The sequence below is a fragment of the Amycolatopsis sp. NPDC049252 genome (assembly GCF_043197175.1).
Taxonomy (GTDB): Bacteria; Actinomycetota; Actinomycetes; order Mycobacteriales; family Pseudonocardiaceae; genus Amycolatopsis.
Map to the genome: position 1 here is coordinate 84,359 of NZ_JBICSQ010000009.1, position 24,533 is coordinate 108,891.

Below are 24,533 nucleotides of genomic sequence, written 5' to 3' on the forward strand. Positions count from 1 at the left end.
TTCCCTTCAGAGCGACCGGGAGATGATTTCCTTCATGATCTCGCTGGTACCGCCGAAGATCCGCGAGATCCGGACGTCGGCCCAGGCGCGCGCGATCGGGTACTCGGACATGTAGCCGTAGCCGCCGAAGAGCTGCACGCAGTCGTCGATCACCTTGTTGACGCGCTCGGTGGTCCACAGCTTCGCCATCGCCGCGCCCTGGACGTCGAGCTCGCCCTTGAGGTGGCGTTCGATGCACTGGTCGAGGAACGCCCGCGCGACGGCGGCCTCGGTGGCGGCCTCGGCGAGCTTGAACTTGGTGTTCTGGAAGGAGAAGATCGGTCGGCCGAACGCGGTGCGCTCCTTCGTGTACTCCAGGGTCAGGTCGACCGCCGCCTCGAGCCCGGCCACCGCGGTGACGGCGATGATCAGCCGTTCCTGCGGCAGCTGCAGCATCAGCTGGATGAAGCCCTGGCCTTCGGCGTCCCCGAGGAGGTTGGCGGCGGGCACGCGGACGTCGTCGAAGAACAGCTCGGCGGTGTCCTGGCCCTTGAGGCCGACCTTGTCGAGCACGCGGCCGCGGCGGAAGCCCGGGGTGTCGGTCTCGACGGCGATCAGCGAGACGCCCTGGGCGCCCGCGTCCGGGTCGGTCTTCACGGCGACGACGACGAGGTCGGCGTGGAACCCGTTGGTGATGAAGGTCTTCGCGCCGTTGATGACGTAGTGGTCGCCCTCGCGCACCGCGCGGGTCTTGATGCCCTGCAGGTCCGAGCCGGTGCCCGGCTCGGTCATCGCGATCGCGCCGACCAGCTCGCCGCTGGCCATCTTAGGCAGCCACTCGCGCTTCTTCTCTTCGGAGGCATACGCGCTCAGGTAGTGCGCGACGATTCCGTTGTGGACGGTGACGCCCCACGCGCTGTCGCCGGAGCGGGCCTGCTCCTCGTAGAGCACGGCCTCGTGCGCGAACGTGCCGCCACCGCCGCCGTACTCCTCGGGGATGGACAGGCACAGCAGGCCGACCTCGCCGGCCTTGTTCCACAGCTCGCGGTCGACCTTCTTGTCCGCCGCCCACCGCTCCTGGTGCGGGACGAGCTCCTTCTGCATGAACGACCGCGAGAGCTCGCGGAGGTCTTCGAGCTCGGTCGTGCTCCAGGAGCTCTTCGGGAGTTTCAGCGGCACGGGGACCCTCCTGCAGGACGAGTGCTGGAAAACATGACGATCAGCATGTAAGTTCTCCATGGAATGTACATCCGTACCGGCCTGTAGGTAAAGCAGGGAGGCCGCGTGACCGAGACTGCGCACCGCACCCAGGCGCAGCGGCGGGAGCAGACCCGCACGGCGCTGCTCGACGCCACCATCGGCTGCCTGGTGGACCTGGGTTACGCGCGCACGACCGTGCAGGAGATCTGTGCCCGCGCCGGGGTCTCGAAGGGCGCGGTGCAGCACCACTTCACCGCGAAGGCCGAGCTGATGGCGGCCGCGGTCGAGCACCTGACGACCAAGCTGCGCCACCAGCTCGCCGCGTCGCTCGACGAGCTGCCCAGCGGGGGCACCGGCGTCGCCGCGGCGATCGACCTGCTGTGGACGGGGTACTCCGGCACGCTCTCGACCGCCGTCACCGAGCTGTGGGTCGCCGCCCGCACCGACCCCGAGCTGCGCGCGGCGATCCGCCCGGTCGACCGCGCGCTCGGGCGCGCCACCCTCGAGCACGTCACCCAGGTCGCCGGCGAGCTCCCGCCCGAACGCGCGGAGATGCTGTTCTGGCTCACCGTGAACCTGACCCGCGGGCTGGCCCTGGACGCCGAGCTCGGCGGCGACCCGAAGCGGCGGCGCCAGCTGCTCGAGGAGTGGAAGCGGATCGCCGTCCTGCTCTACCAGGACGCCACCACCGCGCCGACCTGACCCGCGCGGCGCACCGGGGTCAGTTGGCGTCATTCAGCCCCTTATCCCGCAGGCGGATTCGTGGTCCAATCCCCGCAAAGAGGGAGATTCGATGACCACCAGCGCGCCACCCCCGTACCCTCCGCAGCCGTACTCCTACGGCCCGCCACCGATGCCGCGGCCGCAGCCGCCGGCCGACCCGGGTGGTCTCTTCCGGTTGCTCGCCGGGATCTTCGGTGCCCTCGCCGCCGTCCTGGTGGTGGTCGGGTCGTTCCTGCCGCAGACGACGTTCGAGCAGATCGTCAGCGGCAAGACCGAGAGCAGCCAGACGATCAGCGCGTGGTCGCGGTCCTTCGGCGTCGAGCCGGGCGCCGACGCGCAGAAGTTCTACGAGAACACGCACGTCGCGCACTACGGCATCCCGCTGTCGGTCGCCGCGGTGATCCTGCTGGCCGGTGCCGTGCTGGCGTTCGTCGGCGCCCGGCGTTCGGCGAGTCCTGGTCTGCGCTCGGGCGCGCGGACGGCGTTGCTCGTCGGCGGCGCGGGCGTGGCCGCCGCGGTGTGGATGCTCGGCATGGACGTGTCGGCGACCCTGAGCTACGAGTCCGACGACGACTCCATCAAGTCGCACTACTCGACGGGGACCGGCTTCTGGATGCTGCTCGGCGCGGGGGTGCTCGCGGTGGCGGCCCTGGCGTTCGCCCTGCTGGCCGGACGGCGGGTGAAGGCGCCCGCCGGTCCGCCGGCGAACCTGCACGGCGGCCCGGGGTACCCGCCGCAGCAGCAGTCGCGGCCGTACCCGGTCGGCCCGCAGCAGTCCGGCGGCTACCCGGTTTCGTCGCCGTACCCGGGCCAGCAGCCCTACGGTGCCCCGCAGTCGCAGCCGTTCCCCGCCCAGGGGCCGCCGTCCCAGCCGTTCCCCGCGCAGGGCCCCCAGTCGCAGCCGTTCCCGGCGCAAAACCCGCCGTCCCAGCCGTTCCCGGCGCAGCAGCCCGAGGGCAGCCACGAGGCGACGCAGGCCCAGCCGCATCCGGACGAACCCCCCGCGGCGCCGGCCTCGTCCCCGACCGAGCCGACCTACCAGCTCCCGCCGCTGAACCCGCCGCCTCCCAAAACGTGAAACATATTCACATCGAGCTGGACAGCTGACGTACCGACGGTATGCTGTACTCGTCGGTAACCCCTGCGCGTCGCCGCGCGGAACGGAGACGTCATGACCAGCACGACCCCCGCGAACCCGGTCCACGACACCGCGCTCCCGCCGACCGTCGGCGGGGTCGCCGGTGCGCCGACGTCGGCCCGGGCGGCCCAGCTCGTCGCCCGGGTGGCCGGCGGCGCGGACTCGGCCCCGATCCGGATGACCGCGCCCTTCACCGGGCAGCCGATCGCGACCCTGCCCCAGGCCACCGACGCCGACGTCCGCGCCGTGTTCGCCGGCGCGCGGACCGCGCAGCGGGCGTGGGCGGAGCACACCCCCGCCGAGCGCGCCCGCGTGCTCACCCGGCTGCACGACCTGGTGCTCGCCAAGCAGGACGAGGTCCTCGACCTGGTCCAGGTCGAGGCGGGCAAGGCCCGGCTCGACGCGTTCGACGAGGTCAGCGCGACCGCGCTGGTCGCGGCCTACTACGGCAAGCACGCCGCGAAGATCCTCGCCCCGCGCCGGGTCGCCGGCGTCATCCCCGGCCTGACCCGCGCCGGTGAGCTGCGGCACCCGAAGGGCGTCGTCGGCGTCATCTCGCCGTGGAACTACCCGCTGGCCCTCACCGCGATGGACGTCTTCCCGGCACTCGCGGCCGGCAACGCCGTGGTGCAGAAGCCGGACAACCAGACCGCGCTTTCGGCGCTGTGGCTGCACGAGCTCGCCGAGGAGGCCGGGCTGCCGGCCGGGACCTGGCAGATCGTGCTCGGCCGCGGCTCGAAGATCGGCACCGCGCTGGTCGAGGAGTCGGACTACCTCTGCTTCACCGGGTCCACGCCGACCGGCAAGGAACTGGCCGGGCAGGTGGCGAAGCGGCTGACGTCGTACTCGCTCGAGCTCGGCGGCAAGAACCCGATGATCGTGCTGCCCGACGCCGACGTCGCGAAGGCCGCGACAGGCGCGGTGACCGCGTGCTTCTCCTCGGCCGGGCAGCTCTGCGTGTCGGTCGAACGGATCTACGTCCACGAGTCGATCCGCGAGGAGTTCACCCGCGCGTTCGTGGCCCGCACCGCCGCGGTGAAGCTCGGCGGCGCGCTGGACTACCAGGCCCAGATGGGCTCGCTGACGTCGGAAGACCAGCTCGCGACGGTGACCGCGCACGTCGAGGACGCCCGCGCGAAGGGCGCGTCAGTGCTCACCGGCGGTCGCGCCCGGCCCGACCTCGGCCCGCTCTTCTACGAGCCGACCGTCCTCACGGGAGTGACGCCGGAGATGGTGCCGTTCGCGGAGGAGACGTTCGGGCCGGTCGTCTCGATCTACGGCTACACCGACGTCACCGAGGCCATCGACCGCGCCAACGACACGGCTTTCGGGCTCAACGCCAGCGTCTGGTCGCGCAACGGCCACGCGGGCTGGGAGGTCGCGGCCCGGCTCAAGGCGGGCACGGTCAACGTCAACGAGGGGTACGCGGCGACGTTCGGCAGCGTCGGCGTCCCGATGGGCGGCATGAAGGACTCGGGTGTCGGCCGCCGCAACGGCGCCGAAGGCCTGCTGAAGTACACGGAGTCCCAGTCGATCGCCCTGCAGCGCGGCCTGGCCCTGCGCCCGCCGCGAGCGATCTCGGGTTCCCTGTGGTCCCGCGGCATGACGCTGGGCCTGAAGGCCCTCCGCCGTCTCCCCCGCTGACGGGCGTCACGCCTTTTGGCCGGCCGTGGGAGCCGTCAGCAGGCCTCGGTCGTAGGCGATCGCGACGGCTTCCGCGCGGCGGCTCGCGCCGAGCTTCGCCATCACGCGGGACAGGTGGACGCTGACCGTCTTTTCGCTGATGTAGAGCTCTTCGCCGACCTGGCGGTTGGTGCGGCCCAGGGCCACGCGCTCGAGGACGTCACGTTCGCGGTCGGTCAGCGGGTCGACGACCGCGCGGGCCGGGGCCGCCGGTTCGACGCCCGCCAGGTCGACCCGGGCGCGGTGCGCGAGGTCGCGGACGGCGTCGCGCAGCGGGATCGCGCCCAGCCGGGTCGCGACGGCGTGCGCCGACTCCAGGGCGGCCCGCGCCCGCTCGACGTCGTCGGCCAGCAGCCGGGCTTCCGCCTCGTGGCGACGGCAGATCGCCTGCTCGTAGACCGCGCCGTAGCCGAACGCTTCCGCCGCGGCCGCCCACTTCGCCGGGTCGCCCCGGCCGGCCAGGCCGGACGCCGCCGCCTCGAGCCGGGCCAGCCAGGCCCGGCCCTCCGGCCCCAGCTCCACCGACCGCGGCTGCCCGACGACCGCGCACATCCGGCCGTGCGCCAGCAGCCGCTCCCCCGCCTCGATCGCGGCGTCGACGGCCGTCTGGTCACCGCGGACCCGGGCGTCGGCGGCCTGCGCCGCGGCGGCGGTGGCGCCGAGCGCGGCCACCCGGATCCCGGCCAGCAGACCGGGTTCGATCCGCTCGAGCCAGCCGACGAGCTCCTGCGCGCGCTTCACCGCTTCCGCGTGGTCACCGCGCCAGTACGCCAGCTCGATCCCGGCGTCCCCGGCCGACAGCGGGATCTGGATGTCCGCCGCCCAGTGCTGCCGCAGCCCGGCGACGAGCTTCGCGGCCTCGTCGAACCGGCCGCGGGCGACGACGAACAGCGACCAGATGGCGAGGATCCGCGCGGCGACCGCGCTCGACACCCCGCGCCCGGCCCGGCCGGCGCTCTCGTCCGGCCAGTCGCCCACCAGGTAGCGCAGGGTCAGCTGCCGCGCCCGCAGCTCCAGGCCGTAGACGCTCCAGCTGAGCCCGGCCTCTTCGGCCCGGGCGACCCCGCGTGAGGCGTGTTCGAGCGCTTCGGCGTACTCGGCCTGGTCGTCGTAGCTCAGCGCCAGGAAGTAGGTCGCGCGGTTCTCGGTGTTCAGCGCCCCGGCGTCGCGCGCCTTGCGTTCGGCCTGGCGCAGCCGCTCGCGGGCCTCCGCGGCGTCGCCCGCCGAGTCGGCCAGCGTGCCCAATGTGACCAGGGCCGACGCCTCCGCGCCCGCGGCGTCGACCGCCTGCGCGTCGGCGACCGCGGTGAGCGCGCTGTCCAGCGCCGCGTCCGGCTGGTCGAGCACCCGCAGGAACCCGGCGCGGCTGGCCAGCACCCACGCTCGGGTGCCGCTGGGTTCGGTGTCCTTGACCAGGTCCCACGCCTTGTCGATCGCCGCGACGGCCTCGTCGAGCGTGCCTTCCAGGGCGAGCAGGGCTTCCGCCAGCCGCCGCCACGTCTTGGCGGCGCGGTCGGCCGGGCCGTCCGGGGTCAGGGCCTGGGTGGCCGAGCGGGCGAACGCGGCGGCCCGCTCGGGCTCGCCGGACGTGCCCGCGAAGTACGACGCTTCGTGCAGCAGCCGCAGCTCGTCGAACCCCTCGGGCCGGTCGGCGGCCGGGACGGCGTCCCAGATGGACAGTGCCTGCTCGACGTGGCGCAGCGCCGACCCGGGCGCGCCCAGCTTCTCGGCCTCGTCCATCGCACGCAGCAACGCCGGCAGCGCGGTGACGAGATCGCTGCTCTGCAACGAGTGGTAGGCCAGCTTCGCGTCGTGCCCGCGGCCCTGCGGCCTCGAGGAGATCCGCGCCGCGTACGCCGCGTGCGTGCGCGACCGCTCCCCTGGCAGCAAATCGCCGTACACCGCTTCCTGCAGCAGCGCGTGCCGGAACCAGTAGGCACCGTCCGGCATCACGACCAGCACGTGGTGCTGGACGGCTTCGCGCAGCGACTCGTCCAGCTCGAGCTCCCCCAGGGCGGAGATCTCGGCCAGGGCCGCGTGCATCACGGGTTCGTTGGCCACCGACACGACGCGCACGACGCGGCGGGTGTCCGGCGAAAGCCGCTCCAACCGGGAGAGCAGCACTTCGGCCAGTCCCGCGGGCAGGTCGTTGCACTCGGTCTTGGTGGCGAGCAGTTCCTCGGCGAAGAACGGGTTGCCCTCGGACCGGCTGACGATGTCGGCCACGACGTCGGCGGGCAGCGGCTCGTCGGCCAGCGCCTCGACGAAGGTGCGGGCGTCGGCGTTGCCGAAGGCCTGCAGGTCGACGCGCTCGACGGTGGCGAGCCGGACCAGCTCCGAGAGGAGGCCGCGCAGCGGGTGGCGCCGGTGCACGTCCTCCTCGCGGTAGCTGCCCACGACCAGGAGCCGTTGCGCGCGCAGCCTGCTGAGCAGGAACGACAGCAGGTTGCGGGTCGAGGCGTCGGCCCAGTGCAGATCCTCCAGCAGGATCACCACCGGCCGCGACTCGGCGATCTCGGTCAGCACCCCCAGTACCGCGTCGAACAACTGCAGCTGACCGAGATCCTGCTCCGGCCGGGGACGCACCATCGTCTCCCGGTCGTTCGAGGTCATCGGGGTGTGTTCGGCCGCCCGGGGCTCCTCGAGGCCTCGAGGACCGTGGCCCTGCGGCAGCAGCCGGCCGAGCGCGGGCCGGGCCCGCACCGCGGCGGCGACCGCCGGGTCCGCCGCGACCCCCAGCGGGGCGAGCGCCTCGGCGAACGGAAGATAAGGAAGACCGCCTTCGCGGACGTCGATGCAGCGGCCGGTGAGCACCAGCGCGCCACACGCGGCGACGTGCTCGCCGAGCGCGGTCAGCAGCCGGGTCTTGCCGACGCCGGCGTCCCCCGAGAGCAGCACCGCGCCGGCTTCGCCCCGTTCGGCCCGGGCGAAGGCGGCGCGGAGCCGCCGCATCTCGTGGGTACGGGCGACGAGCGGGATTCCGGAGCCGAGTCGGGGCACAAGGTGCATTCTTGCTCACCCCACCGACAAGTTCCGCACGCTTATCGCCTTGGACACCATCACCTCGCCCCTACCGGGCGGTCTCGCCGACACCCGCGGTCTCCCGCGAGGCCTCGCGGCGCTCCTGCGCCGGCACGTCGACGGTGCTCCGGGCGGCCCGCACGTGGCGGACGACGCGGCGCGCGCGGGCGGCCCAGGCGCTGCGCCCGGCCTTCCGCAGTTCCTCGGCCCGGTAGGCCGCTTCGGCCCGGACCGCGTCCAGCAGCAGATCGGAGTGCATGTCGTTCCCCTGTTCCCTGAGTTCACCGGCGGGACATCACCGGTTGGTAGCACTCAGGTTCGTCCTGAGGGGGTGCCCCAGGCATCGGGTGATCACGTACCCCTGGCACGGAAAAGACCCCTTACTCCCATCCGAGCCCAGCTCGGCGGGGGTAAGGGGTCTTCGAAACCGCCTCAGTCGCGCTCGGGGCCGCCGGGCCGCACCGCGGCCAGCAGCCCCTGCCAACCCGATGCGGGCAGGCGGAACGCACCACCCTCGGGGTCCTTCGAGTCGCGCACCGCGGCACCGCCGGCGACGAACGCGACCTCGACGCAGTCGTTCCCGCCACCGCTGTGGCTGCTCTTGCGCCAGCGCGCACCCGAAAATTCGGCTTCCATGGTCCCCAACTCCCTTACTGTGTCCTCGGTTCCAAGTGGTGCACCGGTGCCGGCACGGCCGCCCGTTCGGCGAACCGGCCGGCAGCCTCGGCGATCAGCTCCACCGAGTCGTCCGGTTTCAGTGCGGCCGCGCGCAGATGGTCGAACATCAGCCCGTAGCGCCGGACGTCTGTGGGTTCCTCCAGGTAGAGACCGCTGGAGGTGCTGTCGTCGACGTAGACGACGTCCGGGTCGGCCTGCTCCGGGAAGCCCATGATCAGGAAGGGGCCCTCCATCCCGGGGTGCGCGCCCGCGCCGAACGGCACCACCTGGATGGTCACGTTCGGCTTCTCGGCGACGGCGACCATGCGGTAGAGCTGCTCGGCCATCACCTCGGCGCTGTCGACCACGCGGTGCAGGACGGCCTCGTCGATCACGGCCCAGTACTCCGGCGGCGGGGTGTCGGACAGCAGCTCCTGGCGCGCCATCCGGGCCGCGACCCGGCGGCGGGTCTCGGCGTCCTCGGCGTCCGGGCGCAGCGCGCGGATCACCGCGCGGGCGTACCGCTCGGTCTGCAGCAGGCCCGGCACCAGCAGCGCCTGGAACGCCCGCAGCGAGCTGGCGTCGGCTTCGAGCCCGACGAACGTGCCGGTGAAGACCTCGTTGTAGGCGTGCCACCAGCCGCGCTTGCGGGCCTCTCTGGCCAGCTGGACGAGCGCCTCCTGCTCGTCACCGGTGATCCCGTAGAGCGCCAGCATGTCCCGCGCGTCGCGCGGGGTGACCCCGACGTGGCCGGTCTCGATCCGGCTGATCTTCGACGCGGAGCACTCGAGCTTTTCGCCCACCTCGTCGATGGTGAGGTCCGCGGCCTCGCGCAGCCGGCGCAGCTCACCGGCGAGCCTCCGGCGGCGAACCGTGGGGCTCTGTCCCCTGGCCATTCGGCACCTCCGGATGTCGACGGCGTCGTAGCCGTTCGCTTGCTCCCAGTATCTAACCAGGACGGCGTGGCATTACCACGGCACCGATTCCCGCCCGGTCGTGCGCGTCGCATCTGCAATTTGCAGAATGCTCTTGTACCCTCGCACTCTGCACTGCGGCAGGACGCGGCACGGGCCGGGGTCGTTCGGCCGCCAGGCCCTGTCCGGGCCTGTGAGCAGCGTAGACGATGGCTGCGCGGTTCGCCGTGTGGTCATTCGGAGAAGGGGTCCGGGGCCGTCCCCCGATCGGTCCCGGCCCTCTTCCCCGGTCCGAATGCCCTATTCCGATGGCGAATACCCCGACTATTTGTCGCCCGTAAGGGTGATTTTCCGGCCACCGTTCAGAGGACGCGCAGGAGTCCTTCTTGGACGACCGTGGCGATGAGGGTGCCGTCGGCGCCGAAGAACCGGCCCGTCGCCAGCCCCCGCGCTCCGGAGGCGGTCGGTGACACGCTGTCGTAGAGGAACCACTCGTCGGCGCGGAACGGCCGGTGGAACCAGAGCGCGTGATCGAGGCTCGCGCCGAGCACCTTGTCGGTGTCCCAGTAGACGCCGTGGCGCGCGAGCACCGAGTCGAGGAGTGTCATGTCCGAGGCGTAGGTCAGCACGCAGACGTGCAGCAGCTGCTGATCGGGCAGCTTGCCGTCGGCGCGCATCCACACCTGGTTGCGCGCGGGGAGCTCGCCGGTCTGGCGGGTGACCCACGGCGGCTCGTTGACGTAGCGCAGGTCGATCGGGCGCGGGCGGCTGTGCGCGCCGATCGCGTACCCCTCGGCGCGTTCCATCAGCGTCGGCAGCGTCTCCGGGGCGGGCACACCCTCCGGCATCGCCTCGGCGTGGTCGATACCCGGTTCGTCCTTCTGGAAGGACGCCGAGAGCGAGAAGATCGCCTTGCCGTGCTGGATCGCGATGACGCGGCGCGTGGTGAACGAGCGGCCGTCCCGGATCCGGTCGACCTCGTAGACGATCGGCACGCTGGGGTCGCCGCCGCGGATGAAGTACGCGTGCAGCGAGTGGACGCGGCGCTCGTCGGGCACGGTGCGCCCGGCGGCGACCAGCGCCTGCCCGGCGACCTGGCCACCGAACACGCGCACGGGTGAGTGCGCGGGCGACACGCCGCGGAAGATGTTCTCCTCGATCTTCTCGAGGTCGAGGAGCGCCACCAGGCGGTCCAGCACGGGCTGGCCGCCACCCGGGATCTCCAGCTCGGTGGCGGCCGTCCTGGCCATTTCAGTCATGGCCAGACCCTATTCGGTACTCGTCCCCGTCGTCCCTTACGCGTGGTCGTCTTCACCAAGGCGGTGGACGTGGATCAGGTTGGTCGACCCGACGGTTCCCGGCGGCGAGCCGGCCACGATGACGACCAGGTCGCCCTTCTGGTACTTGCCCATCTCCAGCATCGCGTGGTCGACCTGCTGGATCATCTGGTCCGTGGACTCCACCCGCGGCACGATCTGGGTGGTGGTGCCCCAGGTCATCGAGAGCTGGCTGCGGACGCAGTCCTCGGGCGTGAACGCCAGCAGCGGCAGCCGCGTGTGCAGCCGGGCCAGCCGGCGCACGGTGTCGCCGGACTGCGTGAAGGCGACCAGGGCCTTCGCGTTGAGGCGCTCGCCGATGTCGCGGGCGGCGTAGGAGATCACGCCGCGCTTGGTGCGCGGGACGTGCGTCAGCGGCGGGACGACCGGCGAGTCGGTCTCGACCGCCTCGATGATCCGGCCCATCGTCTGGACGACCTCGATGGCGTACCGGCCGACACTGGTCTCACCGGACAGCATCAGCGCGTCGGCGCCGTCGAGCACCGCGTTCGCGACGTCGGAGGCCTCGGCGCGGGTCGGCCGGGAGTTGTTGATCATCGACTCGAGCATCTGCGTCGCGACGATGACCGGCTTCGCGTTCTCGCGGCAGATCTGGATGGCGCGCTTCTGGACCAGGGGAACCTGCTCCAGCGGCAGCTCGACGCCCAGGTCGCCGCGGGCGACCATCACCGCGTCGAAGGCCAGCACGATGGCCTCGAGGTTGTAGACCGCCTCGGGCTTCTCGATCTTCGCGACGACCGGCAGGCGCCCCTTGCCGACGCGGTCCATCACCTGGTGGACCAGGTCGATGTCGGCGGGCGAGCGGACGAAGGACAGGGCGATGAAGTCGACGCCCAGCTCGAGCGCGAACTCGAGGTCCTCGATGTCCTTCTCGGACATGGCCGGCACGGACACGTCCATGCCGGGCAGGGAGACGCCCTTGTTGTTGCTGACCGGGCCGCCTTCGGTGACCTCGCAGACCACGTCCTGGCCGTCGACCTCCTTGACCACCAGGCCGACCTTGCCGTCGTCGACCAGCAGGCGGTCACCGGGCTTGGCGTCCTTGGCCAGGCCCTTGTAGGTCGTGGAGACCCGGTCGTGGGTGCCGGCGACGTCCTCGACGGTGATCCGGACGATGTCGCCGTTCTGCCACTCGACCGGCCCGCCGGCGAACGTGCCGAGGCGGATCTTCGGGCCCTGCAGGTCGGCGAGGATGCCGACGGCCCGGCCACTCGCGGCCGCGGCGTCCCGGATCAGGTCGTAGACCTGCTTGTGGTCGCCGTGGCTGCCGTGGCTGAAGTTCATCCTCGCCACGTCCATGCCCGCGTCCACGAGTGCCCGCATCTTCTCCGGGGTGGCGGTGGCGGGGCCCAGGGTACAAACGATCTTCGCGCGTCGGCTCACGTTCGCATAGCGTAGTCCCTGTCCGCGCGTTCGTCTGTACCGATCCCGAAAAGTTCAGAGAAACGGTTCAGAAACTCCTGGGTCAGCGGCGCGGCAGCTCGCTGGGACCGACCCGGTCACGGGCCCATTCGTTGAACTCGCGCACCTGCCGCCAGGCCTTCCGCACCCGGTCGAGGGCGCCGCGCTCGTGCAGCACGTCGTCCGGCTCCCAGGCGCGCACGGCGTACACCGAGCGGTAGCGCAGCAGGTCGAGGCGGGGGTGCTCGGCGTCGAAGCCGCGCGGCTTCGACTTCAGCCGGTCGCCCTTGACCTCCCAGCCGGCGCGCTCGAGCTTCGTGATGATCTTCCGGAGCGCCTCGCCGTGCAGCTCGGTGTCGACGGCCTTGCGGAACCGGGCGATCTGGTCGGAGGCGAGGAAGAAGCAGCCGCCGCCGACCCGCAGGCCCTCGGGCCCGACCTCGACGTAGTAGGCGCCGCCGCCACGGCCCTGTTCGAGCACGCCGCCGCAGTGGGTCTTGTAGGGCGTCTTGTCCTTGGCGAACCGGACGTCGCGGTAGGGGCGGAACACCTTGGGGTCGCCGAAGCCGTCACCGAACTCCGGCGCCAGCTCCGCGAGCAGCGCCTCCATCGGGGCGCGGACGTCGGACTTGTAGGTCTCGACGTGGTCGTCCCAGTAGGGCTTCGAGTTGTCTTCCACGAGGCCGTCGTAGAAGTCGACGGCGTACTCGCCGAATCCGCTGAACTTCACGGTGAGGAGGGTAATCGGGGGTACCGACAGGAACTGAAACCCGGTGCGGCCGGCACGCCGCGCGCGGCCGGCCGCACCGGGAGCCCTTACCTGGCGACGGCGCTGATCAGCTCGCCGTCGGCGGTGTCACCCGAGAGGTCCCAGACCATCGCGCCGCCGAGACCCTGCTGCTCGGCGTAGCCGATCTTGCCGCCGATGGTCGACGGGGTGTCGTAGCTCCACCAGTTGCTGCCGCACTTCGCGTACGCGGTGCCGGCGATGGTGCCGGTCGACGGGCAGCTGTTCTTGAGGACCTTGTAGTCCTCGATGCCCGGCTCGTACGTGGCCGCCGCGGGCCCGGTCGCGGTGCCGCCGGGGGTGTCCTGCGTGACGCCGGTCCAGCCGCGGCCGTAGAAGCCGATGCCCAGCAGCAGCTTGCCGGACGGGACGCCCTTGCCCTTGAGCTTCTGGATCGCGGCGTCGGCGTAGAAGCCCGGCGTCGGGATGCCGTCGTAGGAGGTCAGCGGCGAGTGCGGGGCGGTCGGGCCCTGCGCGGCGAACGCGCCGAAGTAGTCGTAGGTCATCACGTTGTACCAGTCGACGTACTGGGCGGCGCCGGCGTAGTCGGCCAGGTCGATCTTGCCGCCGTCGGTGCCGTCGGCGGTGATCGCCGAGGTGACCAGCTGGGAGCCGAACTTGGCGCGCAGCGCGGACATCAGGTTCTGGTACGCGGCGGCGCCGCTGGAGTCGCAGCTCAGGCCGCAGGCGTTGGGGTACTCCCAGTCGATGTCGATGCCGTCGAAGACGCCGGCCCAGCGCGGGTCGTTGACCAGGCTGTAGCAGGAGTCGGCGAACGCGGCCGGGTTCTGCGCGGCCTGGGTGAAGCCGCCCGACCAGGTCCAGCCGCCGAACGACCAGATCACCTTGAGGCCGGGGTGCTTGGCCTTGAGCTTCTTGAGCTGGTTGAAGCTGCCCGCGAGGGGCTGGTCCCAGGTGTCGGCGACGCCGTCGACACTGCCCGCGGCGTCGTAGGTCTTCTGGTAGTCGGCGTAGGCGTCCCCGATGGCGCAGCCGCCGTTGGTGACGTTGCCGAAGGCGTAGTTGATGTGCGTCAGCTTGCCCGCCGAACCCGACGTCTCGATGTTCTTGACGTGGTAGTTGCGGTCGTACACCCCCCAGTCGGTGAAGTAGCCGACGACCTTGCCGACGGAAGCCGCGGCCTGAGCGGGAGCGGCGGTGGCGGCCGGAGCCGTGGCGGCGCCCGCCACCAGGCCCGCGGCGGCCGCCACGGTCAGCAGGGCCGAGAAGCTCTTCCTGCGGAAACGGGACATGTCTTCTCCCTTCGGAGAATTACCGACAACCATGGGGACCACGTGGTGGAGACCACACCAACCGTAAATGGACTAGACCATCAGGTCAATGGTTCAGACCAGACGGGTTAGGCCAAGCAGCCCACCGGGACCGCCGCACATGCCTTGACAGGAATATGCCCGGCGGCGCACATTTCCAGGGTGATGCAGACTTTCGACGTCCTCGCCGAACCCCGCCGCCGCACCATCCTCGACCTGCTCCGGGACGGCGAACGCTCCGTGGGCGAGCTCGTCGAGCAGCTCGACCTCAGCCAGCCCGCGGTGTCCAAGCACCTGCGGGTGCTGCGTGAAGCCGGGCTCGTGACGGTGCGGATCGCGGCCCAGCGCCGGTGTTACGCGCTGCGCCCGGACCCACTGGCCGAAGTGGACGCCTGGCTCGCCCCCTACCGCCGGTTCTGGGACGGCCGCCTGGATGCGCTGGAACGCCGTCTCGACGAGACGGACCCCGCCTGAGCCCGCGACGGCCGGTACCCGGGCGGACGACACGCGTACTCAGGCGGACGACACGCGTACCTGGCCGGACGACACGGCCGCGCTCGGGCCGGGTGCGGCGTGTCGTCCATCGGCGTACGCGTGTCGTCCGCGCGGGTACGCGTGTCGTCCGGTCCGGTGGCCCGGCCGGTCCTAATCGGCCGGTGCGAAGGTGATGCCCGCGGCCGCCGCGCGGCGCTCGCCCCACTCGTACAGGGCCGTGAGCGCCGGGCGCAGCTCCTCCCCCACCGCCGTCAGGTGGTACTCGACGTGCGGGACCCGGCCGTCGAACTCCTCGCGGCGGACGATGCCGTCCGCCGTCAGCTCGCGCAGCTGCTGGGTCAGCATCTTCTCGCTCACCCCCGGCATCCGGCGGCGCAGTTCGCCGTAGCGGTGCGCGCCCTCCTTGAGGTGGGCCAGGATCACCGGCTTCCACTTGCCGCCGATGAGGTCGACCGCCAGCTCCGTCGCGCAGTGGTAGCGCTTCATCCCGTTCCCCCCACGCACCGGAAAGTAAGTGGTTGCCCGGCCGGGCCGCCGCTGGTTGCCTTGCCGGGTGATCGTCGACTACCTGCAGTACACCGTGCCAGAAACCGCGGCCGCGGACTTCGAAAAAGCCGCCGCCGGGCACGAGATCGAACGCGCTCCCGGCCGGTACCTGGTGAAGGTCAAGGGCGGCGCCCCGTTCGCGGGCATCGCGGGCTTCACGCCCGACGGTGAGCCCGAGCGGTACGAAACCACCACGCCCTCGCTCTACGCGTGGGCCGGCGGTCACGAAGCACTCGTCGAGCTGCTGACCGTCTTCTACGGCCACGTCCTCGAAGACCCGCTGCTCGAGCCGGTGTTCCGAAACATGGACGCGCACCACGCCGAGCACGTCGCGACCTGGCTCGGCGAGGTGCTCGGCGGACCCGCCGCCTACACCGCCGGCCACGGCGGGCACGCCCACATGATCGGCCGCCACCTCGGGCGCGGCATCACCGAGGAGCAGCGCCGCCGCTGGGTCACGCTGCTGCTCGACGCCGCCGACGAAACGGGCCTGCCGGCCGACCCGGAGTTCCGCGCCGCGTTCGCCGGCTACCTCGAGTGGGGCAGCCGGCTGGCCGTCGTCTTCTCGGCCCCCGGCGCCCAGCCCGACCTGCACGAACCCGTCCCGCACTGGGACTGGCCCAGGCCACCCTGGCCGCCCGCGGCGCCCTAGCCGCATAGTGAGGGCAGTCGAAAGGAGGCTGCCCTTGATCCGGGTGGACGGTCGGACCCTGCGGTGCGCGGACGTCGTGGCGGCGGCGCGTACCGGGGGACCGCTGGGAATCGACGTCTCGATCGCCGCGCTGCGCGGCGCCGAGCACGCCTGGAAGCTCGCCGAAGAGCTGAGCACCCGGCGGGTGGTCTACGGCCGGACCACCGGCGTCGGGGCCAACAAGGACGACACCGTCGCGAGCTCGAAGGAACACGGCCTGCGCCTGTTGCGCAGCCACGCGGGCGGCAGCGGCGACCCGATGCCGCCCGGCCAGATCCGCGGGATGATGCTGATCCGGCTCAACCAGCTCCTCGCCGGGCGGTCCGGGATCAGCCCCGAGCTGATCGGCGCGCTGGCCGAGGCCGTCCGCACCGGCGCGCTGCCGCTGGTGCACCGGCTCGGCGCGATCGGCACCGGCGACCTGGCCCCGCTGGCCGAGACGGCGCTCGCGCTCACCGGCGAACGCGACTGGGTCGCCGGGCACGTGCCGGCGGTGCCGGTGCACGCGGGCGACGCGCTGGCGTTCATGAGCAGCAACGCCGCGACGCTGGCCGAAGCGACGCTGGCCGCGATGCGGCTGGACACGCTGACCCGGGCCAGCCACGCCATCGCCGCGCTGACCTACGTCGCCCTCGACGGCAACCCCGAGGCCTACGCGACGCCGGTGCACGAAGCGCGTCCGCACGCCGGGCAGGTCGCCTGCGCGGCGGAGATGCGGCGGCTGCTCGGCATGCACCAGACGCCGAAGCCGGGGCGGCGGATCCAGGACCCGTTCGGGCTGCGGGCGTTCCCGCAGGTCCAGGGCCCGGCGCTGGACGCGATCCACTACCTGCGCGACGTGCTGGCCGTCGAGATCAACGCCAGTACCGAGAACCCGATGATCTCCACGGTGCACGGCGACGCCTACCACCACGCGCACTTCCACACGGCGTACGTGTCGACGGCGCTGGACCAGGCCCGCGCGACCGTGCACCAGGTGGCGGAGCTGTCGGTGGCGCGCCTGGGCGACCTGGTCGAGCCGGAGTTCACCGGGCTGCGGCCGTTCCTCGCGGCCGGGCCGGCGGGCAGCTCGGGCGTGATGATCCTGGAGTACGTGGCGCACGACGCGCTCACCGAGCTGCGGCAGGCGGCGCTGCCGGCGACGCTCGGCACGGCCGTCGTGTCCCGCGGCATCGAGGACCACGCGAGCTTCTCGACCCAGGCGGCCCGCGCGGCGACCGCGGCCTGCACGTCGTACCAGCAGGTGCTGGCGTGCGAGCTGGTCGCGGCGGTCCGCGCGCTGCGCATGCGCGACGCCGACCTGGTGGACCTCCCGGTCCGCGACGCCTTCGACGCGGCGTCCGAGGTCCTGGACGAAAGCACCGACGACCGCCCGCTGACCGAGGACATCGCCCGCGCGATCACGGTCCTGGACACCCTCGCCCGCATCTGAAAGCCGTGAAGGCCACTTTGCGGGACTCTATGTCCCGCAAGGTGGCCTTCACGGACAACCAGGCTCAGGCTCAGCCGAAGAAGACTTCGGCCTCTTCGTAGCGCTCCGCCGGGACCGTCTTCAGCTCGGCGGTCGCCTCCGACAGCTTCACGCGGACGATGTCGGTGCCCTTCAGGGCGACCATGACGCCGAAGTCGCCGTCGGCGACCGCGTCCACCGCGTGCAGGCCGAAGCGGGTCGCGAGCACGCGGTCGTACGCGGTCGGCGTGCCGCCGCGCTGGACGTGGCCCAGCACGACCGCGCGCGACTCCTTGCCGGTGCGGCGGGCGATCTCGTCGGCCAGCCAGGTGCCGATGCCGCCGAGGCGGACGTGCCCGAAGGCGTCCTTCTCGCCGGTGAGCAGCTTCTCCTCGCCGCCCTCGGGCAGCGCGCCCTCGGCCACGACGATGATCGGCGCGAACTCCTTCTCGAAGCGGCGCTCGACCCAGGAGACGACCTGGTCGACGTTGAAGTGCCGCTCCGGCACCAGGATCACGCTCGCGCCGCCGGCCAGGCCGGAGTGCAGCGCGATCCAGCCGGCGTGCCGGCCCATGACCTCGACGACCAGCGCCCGGTGGTGCGACTCGGCGGTGGTGTGCAGCCGGTCGATCGCCTCGGTCGCGATGGAGACCGCGGTGTCGAAGCCGAACGTGTAGTCGGTGGAGCCCAGGTCGTTGTCGATCGTCTTGGGCACGCCCACGACGCCGACGCCGTCGTCGGTAAGCCGCTTCGCGACGCCGAGGGTGTCCTCGCCGCCGATCGCGATCAGCGCGTCGACGCCCTGCTCGGCGAGGACCTTCTTGATCTGGTCCACCCCGCCCTCGACCTTGTACGGGTTGGTCCGCGAGGACCGCAGGATCGTGCCGCCGCGGGTGAGGATGTCCTCGACGTCGTTCAGGCCGAGCGGGCGGCTGTCGCCCGTCAGCGGGCCGTTCCAGCCGTTGCGGAAGCCGACGAAGTCCCAGCCGTGCACCTCGATGCCCTTGCGGACCACCGCGCGGATGACCGCGTTGAGACCCGGGCAGTCGCCGCCGCCGGTCAGCACACCGACACGCATGAGAATCCTCCGTTTGTGTTCGCTGGAGATGACAGTCACATTTCGCCAGGGCCAAGCGTAGCTGCTTCCGTCTGGATCGGTGCAGCCCGTACCACCTGCCGAATCGGTACACGTTCGAGGTGTGATATTTTGGCGCCGTGCAGCGTTATTACTGGTTTACGAAGCCGGCCCCGGGTGGGCACGGCGGCGTCAACCTGCGCTGACCACCACCCCGAGCCGGACGTCCTACCGGCTCGGCGAGGTCCCCCGCGGGTCGGTTTCCACCAGGAAGGAACCACCCCCGCGATGACGCTCTCCGCAGGTCCGGCCACCATCGGTGACCTCGACGCCGCGCGCACCACGTCGATCAGCCCGCTCATCTCGCCGGCGATGCTGCGCGAAGACCATCCCGTCGATCCCGCCGTCGCCGAGGTCGTGCGCCACGGCCGGGCCGAAACCGTCGACATCCTCGAGGGCCGGGACGACCGGCTGCTCGTCGTCGTCGGCCCGTGCTCGGTGCACGACCCCGAAGCCGCCCTCGACTACAGCCGCCGCCTGGCGGCGAAGGCCGAAGAGCTGCGCGGCGAGCTGCACGTCGTGATGCGCGTGTACTTCGAGAAGCCGCGCACGACGCTGGGCTGGAAGGGCCTGATCAACGACCCGGACCTCGACGGCACCTTCGCCGTCAACAAGGGCCTGCGGATGGCGCGGCGGCTGCTGCTCGACGTCTCCGAGCTGGGCCTGCCGGTCGGCTGCGAGTTCCTCGACCCGATCACGCCGCAGTTCATCGCCGACATCGTCACCTGGGGCTCGATCGGCGCGCGCACCGCGGCCAGCCAGGTGCACCGGCAGCTGTGCAGCGCGCTGTCCATGCCGGTCGGGATCAAGAACTCCACCGAGGGTGACGTCCAGGTCGCGGTCGACGCGACCCGCGCGGCCGCGGCGAGCCACGTGTTCCCGGGCATCAACACCGACGGGCTGGCGGCGCTGCTGACGACGTCCGGCAACCCGGACTGCCACGTGATCCTGCGCGGCCACGCCGGCGGCCCGAACTACGACGCCGCGACGGTGACGGACACGTTGGCGCGGCTGGCGAAGTCGGGCCTGCCCGAGCGGGTGATCATCGACGCGAGCCACGGCAACAGCGGCAAGGACCACGTCCGCCAGGCCGAGGTGGTCCGCGAGCTGGCCAAGCGGATCGGCGACGGTGAACGCGGCATCGCCGGCCTGATGATGGAGAGCTTCCTCGCGGGCGGCCGCCAGGACCTCGACCTGGGTCACCCGGAGAAGCTGACCTACGGCCAGTCGATCACCGACGCCTGCATGGCCTGGGACGACACCGCTCCCCTGCTGGACACGCTCGCGGAAGCGGTTCGCTCGCGCCGCTGAACCCTCGCTTCAGCGGCGGGGGAAGTAGGACTCGATGACGTCCCAGCGGGCGCGGTTGTGCTTCGCGTCCGCCAGGGCGTCGTGCTGGTCGGTCGGGGCCGCCGGGAGCTTCGGCTTCCCGGCGTCCTCCCAGCGCTGGCGCAGGTCGCGGGTGAACCGCGGCAGCTGGCGCGGCAGCGCCGGCATCGGGCCCCAGAGCTGCGCCAGCGCGACGTGGTCGTACGCCGCGAACCAGGCCCACAGCTCGATGCCGCCCGGTGGCTTGCCGAAGAACTCCAGCAGGTCGGCGCGGATCTTCTCGCGGCTGCGCCAGGCCGGGTCGGCGGGTGAGGGCAGCTTCGGCAGCACGTTGTCGCGCACCCACGGCCCGGCGCGACCCGGGTCGAAATCCGTGGAGACCGCGTAGAACTCGCGGCCACGCTCGTCAACGACACCGATGGACACCAGATCGATGGTCACGCCGTCTTCGATGAATTCGGTGTCGTAGAAAAAACGCACTGGTGAACAGTAGTGGGTCAGCCGACCTTGCTGTCGGGCACCCGGGCCGCGTCGCGCGCGGTGGCCTGGGCCGGCACCTTCGGCTTCGCGCCGGCCGCCTCCGCGGCGAGCAGTTCCTTGGCCTTCGCCGCGTAGATGTCGACGTACTCCTGGCCGGACAGCTCCATGAGCGCGTACATGATCTCGTCGGTGATCGACCGCTCGATGAAGCGGTCGCCCGCGAGGCCCTCGTACCGCGAGAAGTCGAGCGGCTTGCCGAAGCGGACCTCGAGCCGGCGCGGCCACCACATCTTCGAGCCGATCGGGTTGACCTTGTCGGTGCCGATCATCGCCACCGGGACGACGACGCCGCCGGAGTCCAGCGCGATCCGGGCGACGCCGGTCTTGCCCTTGTACAGGCGGCCGTCCGGGGAGCGGGTGCCCTCGGGGTAGATGCCGAGCAGGTGGCCGGCCTTGACCAGGCGGGTCGCGGTGTCGAGCGCGGCCTGGGCCGCGTTGCCGCCCGAGCGGTCGATCGGGAACTGGCCGACGCCGGTGAAGAACCACTTCTTGAGCAGGCCCTTGAAGCCGGGCTCGGTGAAGTACTCGGACTTCGCCGGGAAGGTGACCTTGCGCTTGACCCGCAGCGGCATGAAGAACGAGTCGGCGACCGCGAGGTGGTTGCCGGCCAGGATCGCGCCGCCGGTCTCGGGGATGTTCTCCGCGCCGGTGACCTTCGTCGGCCACAGCGTCTTGAGCAGCGGACCGATGAACACCCACTTCATGAGCCAGTACAGCACCGGTGCCTCAGTCCTCCATCGCAGCTCAACCCCTGTAACCCGCGTCGACCAGACTACGAAGCCGGACGGCATCCGCACAACGGCGACCACCCGGATACCGGCGGGCAGCGATCGATCTCACAGAGAATTACGGGTCCGGGCGGACCCCCACAACGCCCTCGACCCGTGAGAGCATGGATGGCCTACACCGCTCACACGGAAGGCGATCGCATGGGCGTGCTCGCCGGCGCGGAACCGTTCGGCCACACCGGTTCGGCCGAGACCGGGTTCCTGCTCTGCCACGGCTTCACCGGTACCCCGGCCAGCATGCGGGCCTGGGGTGACCACCTCGCCGAGGCCGGGTTCACCGTGCGCTGCCCGCTGCTGCCGGGGCACGGCACCCGCTGGCCGGACCTCAACCGCACGACGTGGCAGGACTGGTACGGCGCCGTCCGCGAAGCCCTGCTGGAGCTGCTTTCGTCCTGCAAGACCGTGTTCGTCGGCGGCCTGTCGATGGGCGGCACGCTCACGCTGCGCCTCGCCGAGGAGTTCGGCGACCGGATCGCCGGGATCGTCCTGGTCAACCCGTCGGTGACGCGGCTGAAGTGGGACACGAAGCTGCTGCCGGTGCTGGGCAAGATCGTGCCCTCGGTGCCGGCGATCGCGAACGACATCAAGAAGCCGGGCGAGACCGAGCTGGCCTACCCGCGCACGCCGGTGCGCGCGGCGGCGAGCCTGGCGAAGCTGTGGGCCGTGGTGCGCGCCGACCTGCCGAAGATCACGCAGCCGGTGCTGCTGCTGCACTCGTCGGTCGACCACGTCGTCGAACCGGTCAACTCGCAGCTGGTGCTCGACGGGGTTTCGAGCACCGACGTCACCGAGGTCGTGCTGGAGAACAGCTACCACGTGGCGACCCAGGACAACGACGCGGAAGTGATCTTCACCCGGAGCGTCGAGTTCGCGAAGGCGCACGCCGGGCAAGCGGAGGAGACCGCATGAGCCGAGGGAAGGACGGGCCGGAGGACGTCGACGCGACGTTCGCCGAGATCGTCGCCGACCTGCGGGCCGACGGGTTCGGGCTCCCCGAGATGGACACCGCGGACAACGCCGGCGACACCGGTGGCACCACGGGCCGCGGGGTGGCCGAGGAGAGTGAGTCCCGGAAGACGCCGGACCGGCCCGCCGAGCCGAAGCCGCCCGCCGCGGCCGATCCGCCGGACACCGGCTGGCGCTCCGGCGGCACGACGTGGGACAGCACGATGTTCTCCGACGACCCGGCGGACGACGACGAGCACTTCGTCCCGCCGGAGCCGCCGCCGCTGCCGCGGCCGAAGATGGGCGCGTTCCTCATCCTGCTGCTGTTCCTGGCCGGGCTCTTCCTGCTGATCCTGCCCGACGTGATCGGCGTGGGCCCGACCGTGGCGACGCCGCTGGGCATCCTCGCGCTGGCGACGTCGATCGCGCTGCTGCTGCTCCGCGTCCGGCAGGGCCCGCCGCCGGGCGCCGACCCCAGCAACGGCGCCCAGGTCTGACCCGGCCCCGATGACCATCGAATTCACGCCTTCGCGGCGATCCACCGTGGGCGTGGAGTGGGAGCTGGGCCTCGTGGACCGGCGCAGCGGCGACCTGTCGTCGACCGCCGAGCGGATCCTCGACGCCGTCCGCCCGGACGGTGCGGCCGAGCACCCGAAGATCAAGCAGGAGCTGCTGCTCAACACCATCGAGATCATCACCGGTGTCTGCGACACGATCGCCGAGGTCAAGGCGGACCTGAACGAGTCGCTGGACGTCGTGCACGGCGTCGCCGACCCGCTCGGCGTCGAGATGTTCTCGGCCGGGACGCACCCGTTCTCCAACTGGTACCAGCAGAAGGTCACCGACAAGGAGCGTTACGCCAAGCTCATCGACCGCACCCAGTGGTGGGGACGGCAGATGCTGATCTACGGCGTCCACGTGCACGTCGGGCTCGACCACCGCGAGAAGGTGCTGCCGGTGCTCGACGCGCTGCTCAACTACGCGCCGCACCTGCAGGCGCTCTCGGCGTCGTCGCCGTACTGGGGCGCCGAGGACACCGGGTACGCGTCGAACCGGGCGCTGATCTTCCAGCAGCTGCCGACCGCCGGGCTGCCGTTCCAGTTCCGGAAGTGGGCGGAGCTGGAGAACTACGTCGACGACATGTTCACCACCGGCGTGATCGACAGCTTTTCGGAGATCCGCTGGGACATCCGGCCCTCGCCCCGGCTGGGCACGATCGAGCTGCGGGTCTGCGACGGGCTGCCGACGCTGGAGGAGGTCGGCGCGATCGCGGCGCTGAGCCAGTGCCTGGTCGACGACTTCAGCGCGCGCCTCGACGACGGCGAGATCCTCCCGACGCTGCCGCCGTGGCACGTCCAGGAGAACAAGTGGCGCGCGGCGCGCTACGGCACCGACGCGATCGTCATCCTGGACGCGGCCGGGCGCGAGCGGCTGGTCACCGACGACGTCTGCGACCTGCTGAACCGGCTCGAGCCGGTGGCGCGGCGGCTGGACTGCGAAGCCGAGCTGCGGGACGTCGAGACGATCCTGAAGTACGGGCCCAGCTACCGGCGCCAGCGGGCGGTGGCGACGCAGCACAAGGGCAGCCTCAAGGCCGTCGTCGCGTCGCTGGTCGCGGAGATGCGCGACGGGATCCTCAAGGATTGAGCTGGTCCAGCTGGGTCCGGAGGGTGCCCGGGCCCATCGTGGCCGCGCCGAGCGCCTCGACCCGGCGCCGCAGTTCACGATCGGCCGTCGCGACGAGCACCTTCGCTTGGCCGTGCTGTCCGGCGACCTCGACGATCTTCGCGTCGCCGTCGGTGTCGGCCGGCACGACGTCCACGCCCTTGACGGGCTGCACGCCGCTCGCCTTGCCCTCGACGACCAGGATCACCCGCGGCCACCAGGTCAGCGTGGGATCGTCCGGGTCCGGCAGGCCCGCTTCGGCGAGGCGGGCCAGCTGGTCGCGCAGGCGTTCGGCGGCGCCGTGGCGATCGTGCCACCAGCCGTCCGGCCGCGAGCCGACGACGTTCGCCGCGTCGACGACCAGCACCAGCTCCTGCCCGACCCGCGGGCGCAGCGCGGGCCAGGCCGCGGCGAACCCGCTGTGCAGCCGGTAGCCCGGGACGTCGTCGGGGTCCACCCAGCGCACCTCCGCACTCTCGGTGTTCGCGACCTTGGCCTCGATGCCGTCGGCCAGCGCGAGGACGGTCGTGTAGCTCCAGTCGCCATGGTCCACCACGGAGGCGGAAAGCGCCCGGAACGCGTCGACGGGGATGGCGGCCTCTTCGAAGGCTTCCCGGGAGGCGGCTTCGACGGCGGTCTCCCCCGCCTCGATCGCCCCGCCGGGCAGGGCCCAGGTGCTGCCGTTGTGCACCCACCAGGCCCGGCGCTGCAGGAGCACCCCGCGCGCCGGGTCGAACAGCAGCAGGCCGGCGGCGCCGTAGCGGCCCCAGTGCAGGTGCCCGCAGGAACACCGGACGAACACACTCGCGGACGGCTGCTGGCTCACCCCGTCCACCTT

At 71.7% G+C, this 24,533-nt stretch carries 24 protein-coding genes; 10 read left to right on the forward strand and 14 right to left on the reverse strand.

Annotated elements, in window-relative coordinates:
• Window positions 1-6: 6 nt before the first annotated feature.
• A complete protein-coding gene (locus ACGFMK_RS14430; protein ID WP_392762190.1) occupies window positions 7-1,158 on the reverse strand; it encodes an acyl-CoA dehydrogenase family protein in 1,152 nt (383 codons plus the stop codon).
• 105 nt (window positions 1,159-1,263) lie between these two features.
• Between ACGFMK_RS14430 and ACGFMK_RS14435 the strand changes: the two genes are divergently transcribed.
• From ACGFMK_RS14435 to ACGFMK_RS14445, 3 genes are all read left to right on the forward strand, one after another.
• Window positions 1,264-1,881, forward strand: a complete 618-nt coding sequence (locus ACGFMK_RS14435) for a TetR/AcrR family transcriptional regulator (protein WP_392762192.1) — start codon at window positions 1,264-1,266, stop codon at window positions 1,879-1,881.
• Window positions 1,882-1,972: 91 nt separating this feature from the next.
• The gene (locus tag ACGFMK_RS14440; protein ID WP_392762195.1) at window positions 1,973-2,980 is read left to right on the forward strand and encodes a hypothetical protein; all 1,008 of its coding nucleotides are present in this window, start codon (window positions 1,973-1,975) and stop codon (window positions 2,978-2,980) included.
• A 93-nt stretch (window positions 2,981-3,073) separates the two neighbouring features.
• Window positions 3,074-4,684: a succinic semialdehyde dehydrogenase gene (locus ACGFMK_RS14445; protein WP_392762197.1), complete on the forward strand. Its 1,611-nt coding sequence runs from the start codon at window positions 3,074-3,076 to the stop codon at window positions 4,682-4,684.
• 6 nt (window positions 4,685-4,690) lie between these two features.
• Here the strand turns inward: ACGFMK_RS14445 and ACGFMK_RS14450 are convergent, their stop codons facing one another.
• The 8 genes from ACGFMK_RS14450 to ACGFMK_RS14485 all read right to left on the reverse strand — a co-directional run bounded on the left by ACGFMK_RS14450 (window position 4,691) and on the right by ACGFMK_RS14485 (window position 14,093).
• Window positions 4,691-7,732, reverse strand: coding sequence for an AAA family ATPase (locus ACGFMK_RS14450; protein ID WP_392762199.1), 3,042 nt, complete (start codon window positions 7,730-7,732; stop codon window positions 4,691-4,693).
• A 61-nt stretch (window positions 7,733-7,793) separates the two neighbouring features.
• Window positions 7,794-8,003, reverse strand: a complete 210-nt coding sequence (locus tag ACGFMK_RS14455) for a hypothetical protein (protein WP_392762202.1) — start codon at window positions 8,001-8,003, stop codon at window positions 7,794-7,796.
• A gap of 173 nt (window positions 8,004-8,176) precedes the next feature.
• Complete coding sequence (locus tag ACGFMK_RS14460) at window positions 8,177-8,380, reverse strand: DUF397 domain-containing protein (RefSeq protein WP_323332993.1); 204 nt, start codon at window positions 8,378-8,380, stop codon at window positions 8,177-8,179.
• Between the two features lie 14 nt (window positions 8,381-8,394).
• Window positions 8,395-9,297, reverse strand: a complete 903-nt coding sequence (locus ACGFMK_RS14465; RefSeq protein ID WP_392762204.1) for a helix-turn-helix domain-containing protein — start codon at window positions 9,295-9,297, stop codon at window positions 8,395-8,397.
• Between the two features lie 380 nt (window positions 9,298-9,677).
• Window positions 9,678-10,574 (reverse strand): acyl-CoA thioesterase, encoded by an 897-nt coding sequence (locus ACGFMK_RS14470; protein ID WP_392762207.1) that lies wholly within the window; start codon window positions 10,572-10,574, stop codon window positions 9,678-9,680.
• Window positions 10,575-10,610: 36 nt separating this feature from the next.
• Window positions 10,611-12,035 carry a pyruvate kinase gene (gene pyk / locus ACGFMK_RS14475; protein ID WP_392762210.1) on the reverse strand — a complete coding sequence of 475 codons (1,425 nt, stop codon included), beginning with the start codon at window positions 12,033-12,035 and terminating at the stop codon, window positions 10,611-10,613.
• An 82-nt stretch (window positions 12,036-12,117) separates the two neighbouring features.
• Window positions 12,118-12,783: a DUF2461 domain-containing protein gene (locus ACGFMK_RS14480; RefSeq protein ID WP_392762213.1), complete on the reverse strand. Its 666-nt coding sequence runs from the start codon at window positions 12,781-12,783 to the stop codon at window positions 12,118-12,120.
• Between the two features lie 86 nt (window positions 12,784-12,869).
• Window positions 12,870-14,093: a glycoside hydrolase family 18 protein gene (locus tag ACGFMK_RS14485; RefSeq protein ID WP_392762215.1), complete on the reverse strand. Its 1,224-nt coding sequence runs from the start codon at window positions 14,091-14,093 to the stop codon at window positions 12,870-12,872.
• Window positions 14,094-14,276: 183 nt separating this feature from the next.
• Here ACGFMK_RS14485 and ACGFMK_RS14490 point away from each other — a divergent pair, with 183 nt between their 5' ends.
• Complete coding sequence (locus ACGFMK_RS14490; protein WP_392762410.1) at window positions 14,277-14,585, forward strand: ArsR/SmtB family transcription factor; 309 nt, start codon at window positions 14,277-14,279, stop codon at window positions 14,583-14,585.
• Between the two features lie 171 nt (window positions 14,586-14,756).
• Here the strand turns inward: ACGFMK_RS14490 and ACGFMK_RS14495 are convergent, their stop codons facing one another.
• Entirely contained in the window at window positions 14,757-15,092 is a 336-nt protein-coding gene (locus tag ACGFMK_RS14495) for a winged helix-turn-helix transcriptional regulator (RefSeq protein WP_392762218.1), read from the reverse strand.
• Between the two features lie 67 nt (window positions 15,093-15,159).
• Here ACGFMK_RS14495 and ACGFMK_RS14500 point away from each other — a divergent pair, with 67 nt between their 5' ends.
• Both ACGFMK_RS14500 and ACGFMK_RS14505 read left to right on the forward strand, forming a co-directional pair.
• A complete protein-coding gene (locus ACGFMK_RS14500) occupies window positions 15,160-15,804 on the forward strand; it encodes a group II truncated hemoglobin (protein WP_392762220.1) in 645 nt (214 codons plus the stop codon).
• 34 nt (window positions 15,805-15,838) lie between these two features.
• The gene (locus ACGFMK_RS14505; RefSeq protein WP_392762222.1) at window positions 15,839-17,275 is read left to right on the forward strand and encodes an aromatic amino acid ammonia-lyase; all 1,437 of its coding nucleotides are present in this window, start codon (window positions 15,839-15,841) and stop codon (window positions 17,273-17,275) included.
• A 70-nt stretch (window positions 17,276-17,345) separates the two neighbouring features.
• Here ACGFMK_RS14505 and ACGFMK_RS14510 read toward each other — a convergent pair whose 3' ends face one another.
• Complete coding sequence (locus tag ACGFMK_RS14510; RefSeq protein ID WP_392762225.1) at window positions 17,346-18,371, reverse strand: 6-phosphofructokinase; 1,026 nt, start codon at window positions 18,369-18,371, stop codon at window positions 17,346-17,348.
• A 285-nt stretch (window positions 18,372-18,656) separates the two neighbouring features.
• Here ACGFMK_RS14510 and ACGFMK_RS14515 point away from each other — a divergent pair, with 285 nt between their 5' ends.
• Window positions 18,657-19,739 (forward strand): 3-deoxy-7-phosphoheptulonate synthase, encoded by a 1,083-nt coding sequence (locus tag ACGFMK_RS14515; RefSeq protein WP_392762227.1) that lies wholly within the window; start codon window positions 18,657-18,659, stop codon window positions 19,737-19,739.
• Between the two features lie 9 nt (window positions 19,740-19,748).
• On the opposite strand, the gene ACGFMK_RS14520 is transcribed toward ACGFMK_RS14515, so the two are convergent.
• Together ACGFMK_RS14520 and ACGFMK_RS14525 are read right to left on the reverse strand one after the other, a co-directional pair.
• Window positions 19,749-20,237 (reverse strand): polyadenylate-specific 3'-exoribonuclease AS, encoded by a 489-nt coding sequence (locus tag ACGFMK_RS14520; RefSeq protein WP_392762230.1) that lies wholly within the window; start codon window positions 20,235-20,237, stop codon window positions 19,749-19,751.
• A 17-nt stretch (window positions 20,238-20,254) separates the two neighbouring features.
• Window positions 20,255-21,016 carry a lysophospholipid acyltransferase family protein gene (locus ACGFMK_RS14525; protein WP_392762233.1) on the reverse strand — a complete coding sequence of 254 codons (762 nt, stop codon included), beginning with the start codon at window positions 21,014-21,016 and terminating at the stop codon, window positions 20,255-20,257.
• 210 nt (window positions 21,017-21,226) lie between these two features.
• On the opposite strand from ACGFMK_RS14525, the gene ACGFMK_RS14530 reads away from it, so the two are divergent.
• The 3 genes from ACGFMK_RS14530 to ACGFMK_RS14540 are packed head-to-tail and all read left to right on the forward strand — an operon-like array spanning window position 21,227 to window position 23,677.
• Window positions 21,227-21,994, forward strand: a complete 768-nt coding sequence (locus tag ACGFMK_RS14530; RefSeq protein WP_392762236.1) for an alpha/beta hydrolase — start codon at window positions 21,227-21,229, stop codon at window positions 21,992-21,994.
• Entirely contained in the window at window positions 21,991-22,527 is a 537-nt protein-coding gene (locus ACGFMK_RS14535) for a hypothetical protein (RefSeq protein ID WP_392762239.1), read from the forward strand. Before ACGFMK_RS14530 ends, ACGFMK_RS14535 begins: the two co-directional genes overlap by 4 nt.
• A 10-nt stretch (window positions 22,528-22,537) precedes the next feature.
• Window positions 22,538-23,677, forward strand: a complete 1,140-nt coding sequence (locus ACGFMK_RS14540) for a glutamate--cysteine ligase (RefSeq protein ID WP_392762241.1) — start codon at window positions 22,538-22,540, stop codon at window positions 23,675-23,677.
• Here the strand turns inward: ACGFMK_RS14540 and ACGFMK_RS14545 are convergent.
• Window positions 23,667-24,521 carry an NUDIX domain-containing protein gene (locus ACGFMK_RS14545; protein ID WP_392762244.1) on the reverse strand — a complete coding sequence of 285 codons (855 nt, stop codon included), beginning with the start codon at window positions 24,519-24,521 and terminating at the stop codon, window positions 23,667-23,669. The two genes, ACGFMK_RS14540 and ACGFMK_RS14545, sit on opposite strands and share 11 nt — an antisense overlap.
• Window positions 24,522-24,533 lie beyond the last annotated feature (12 nt).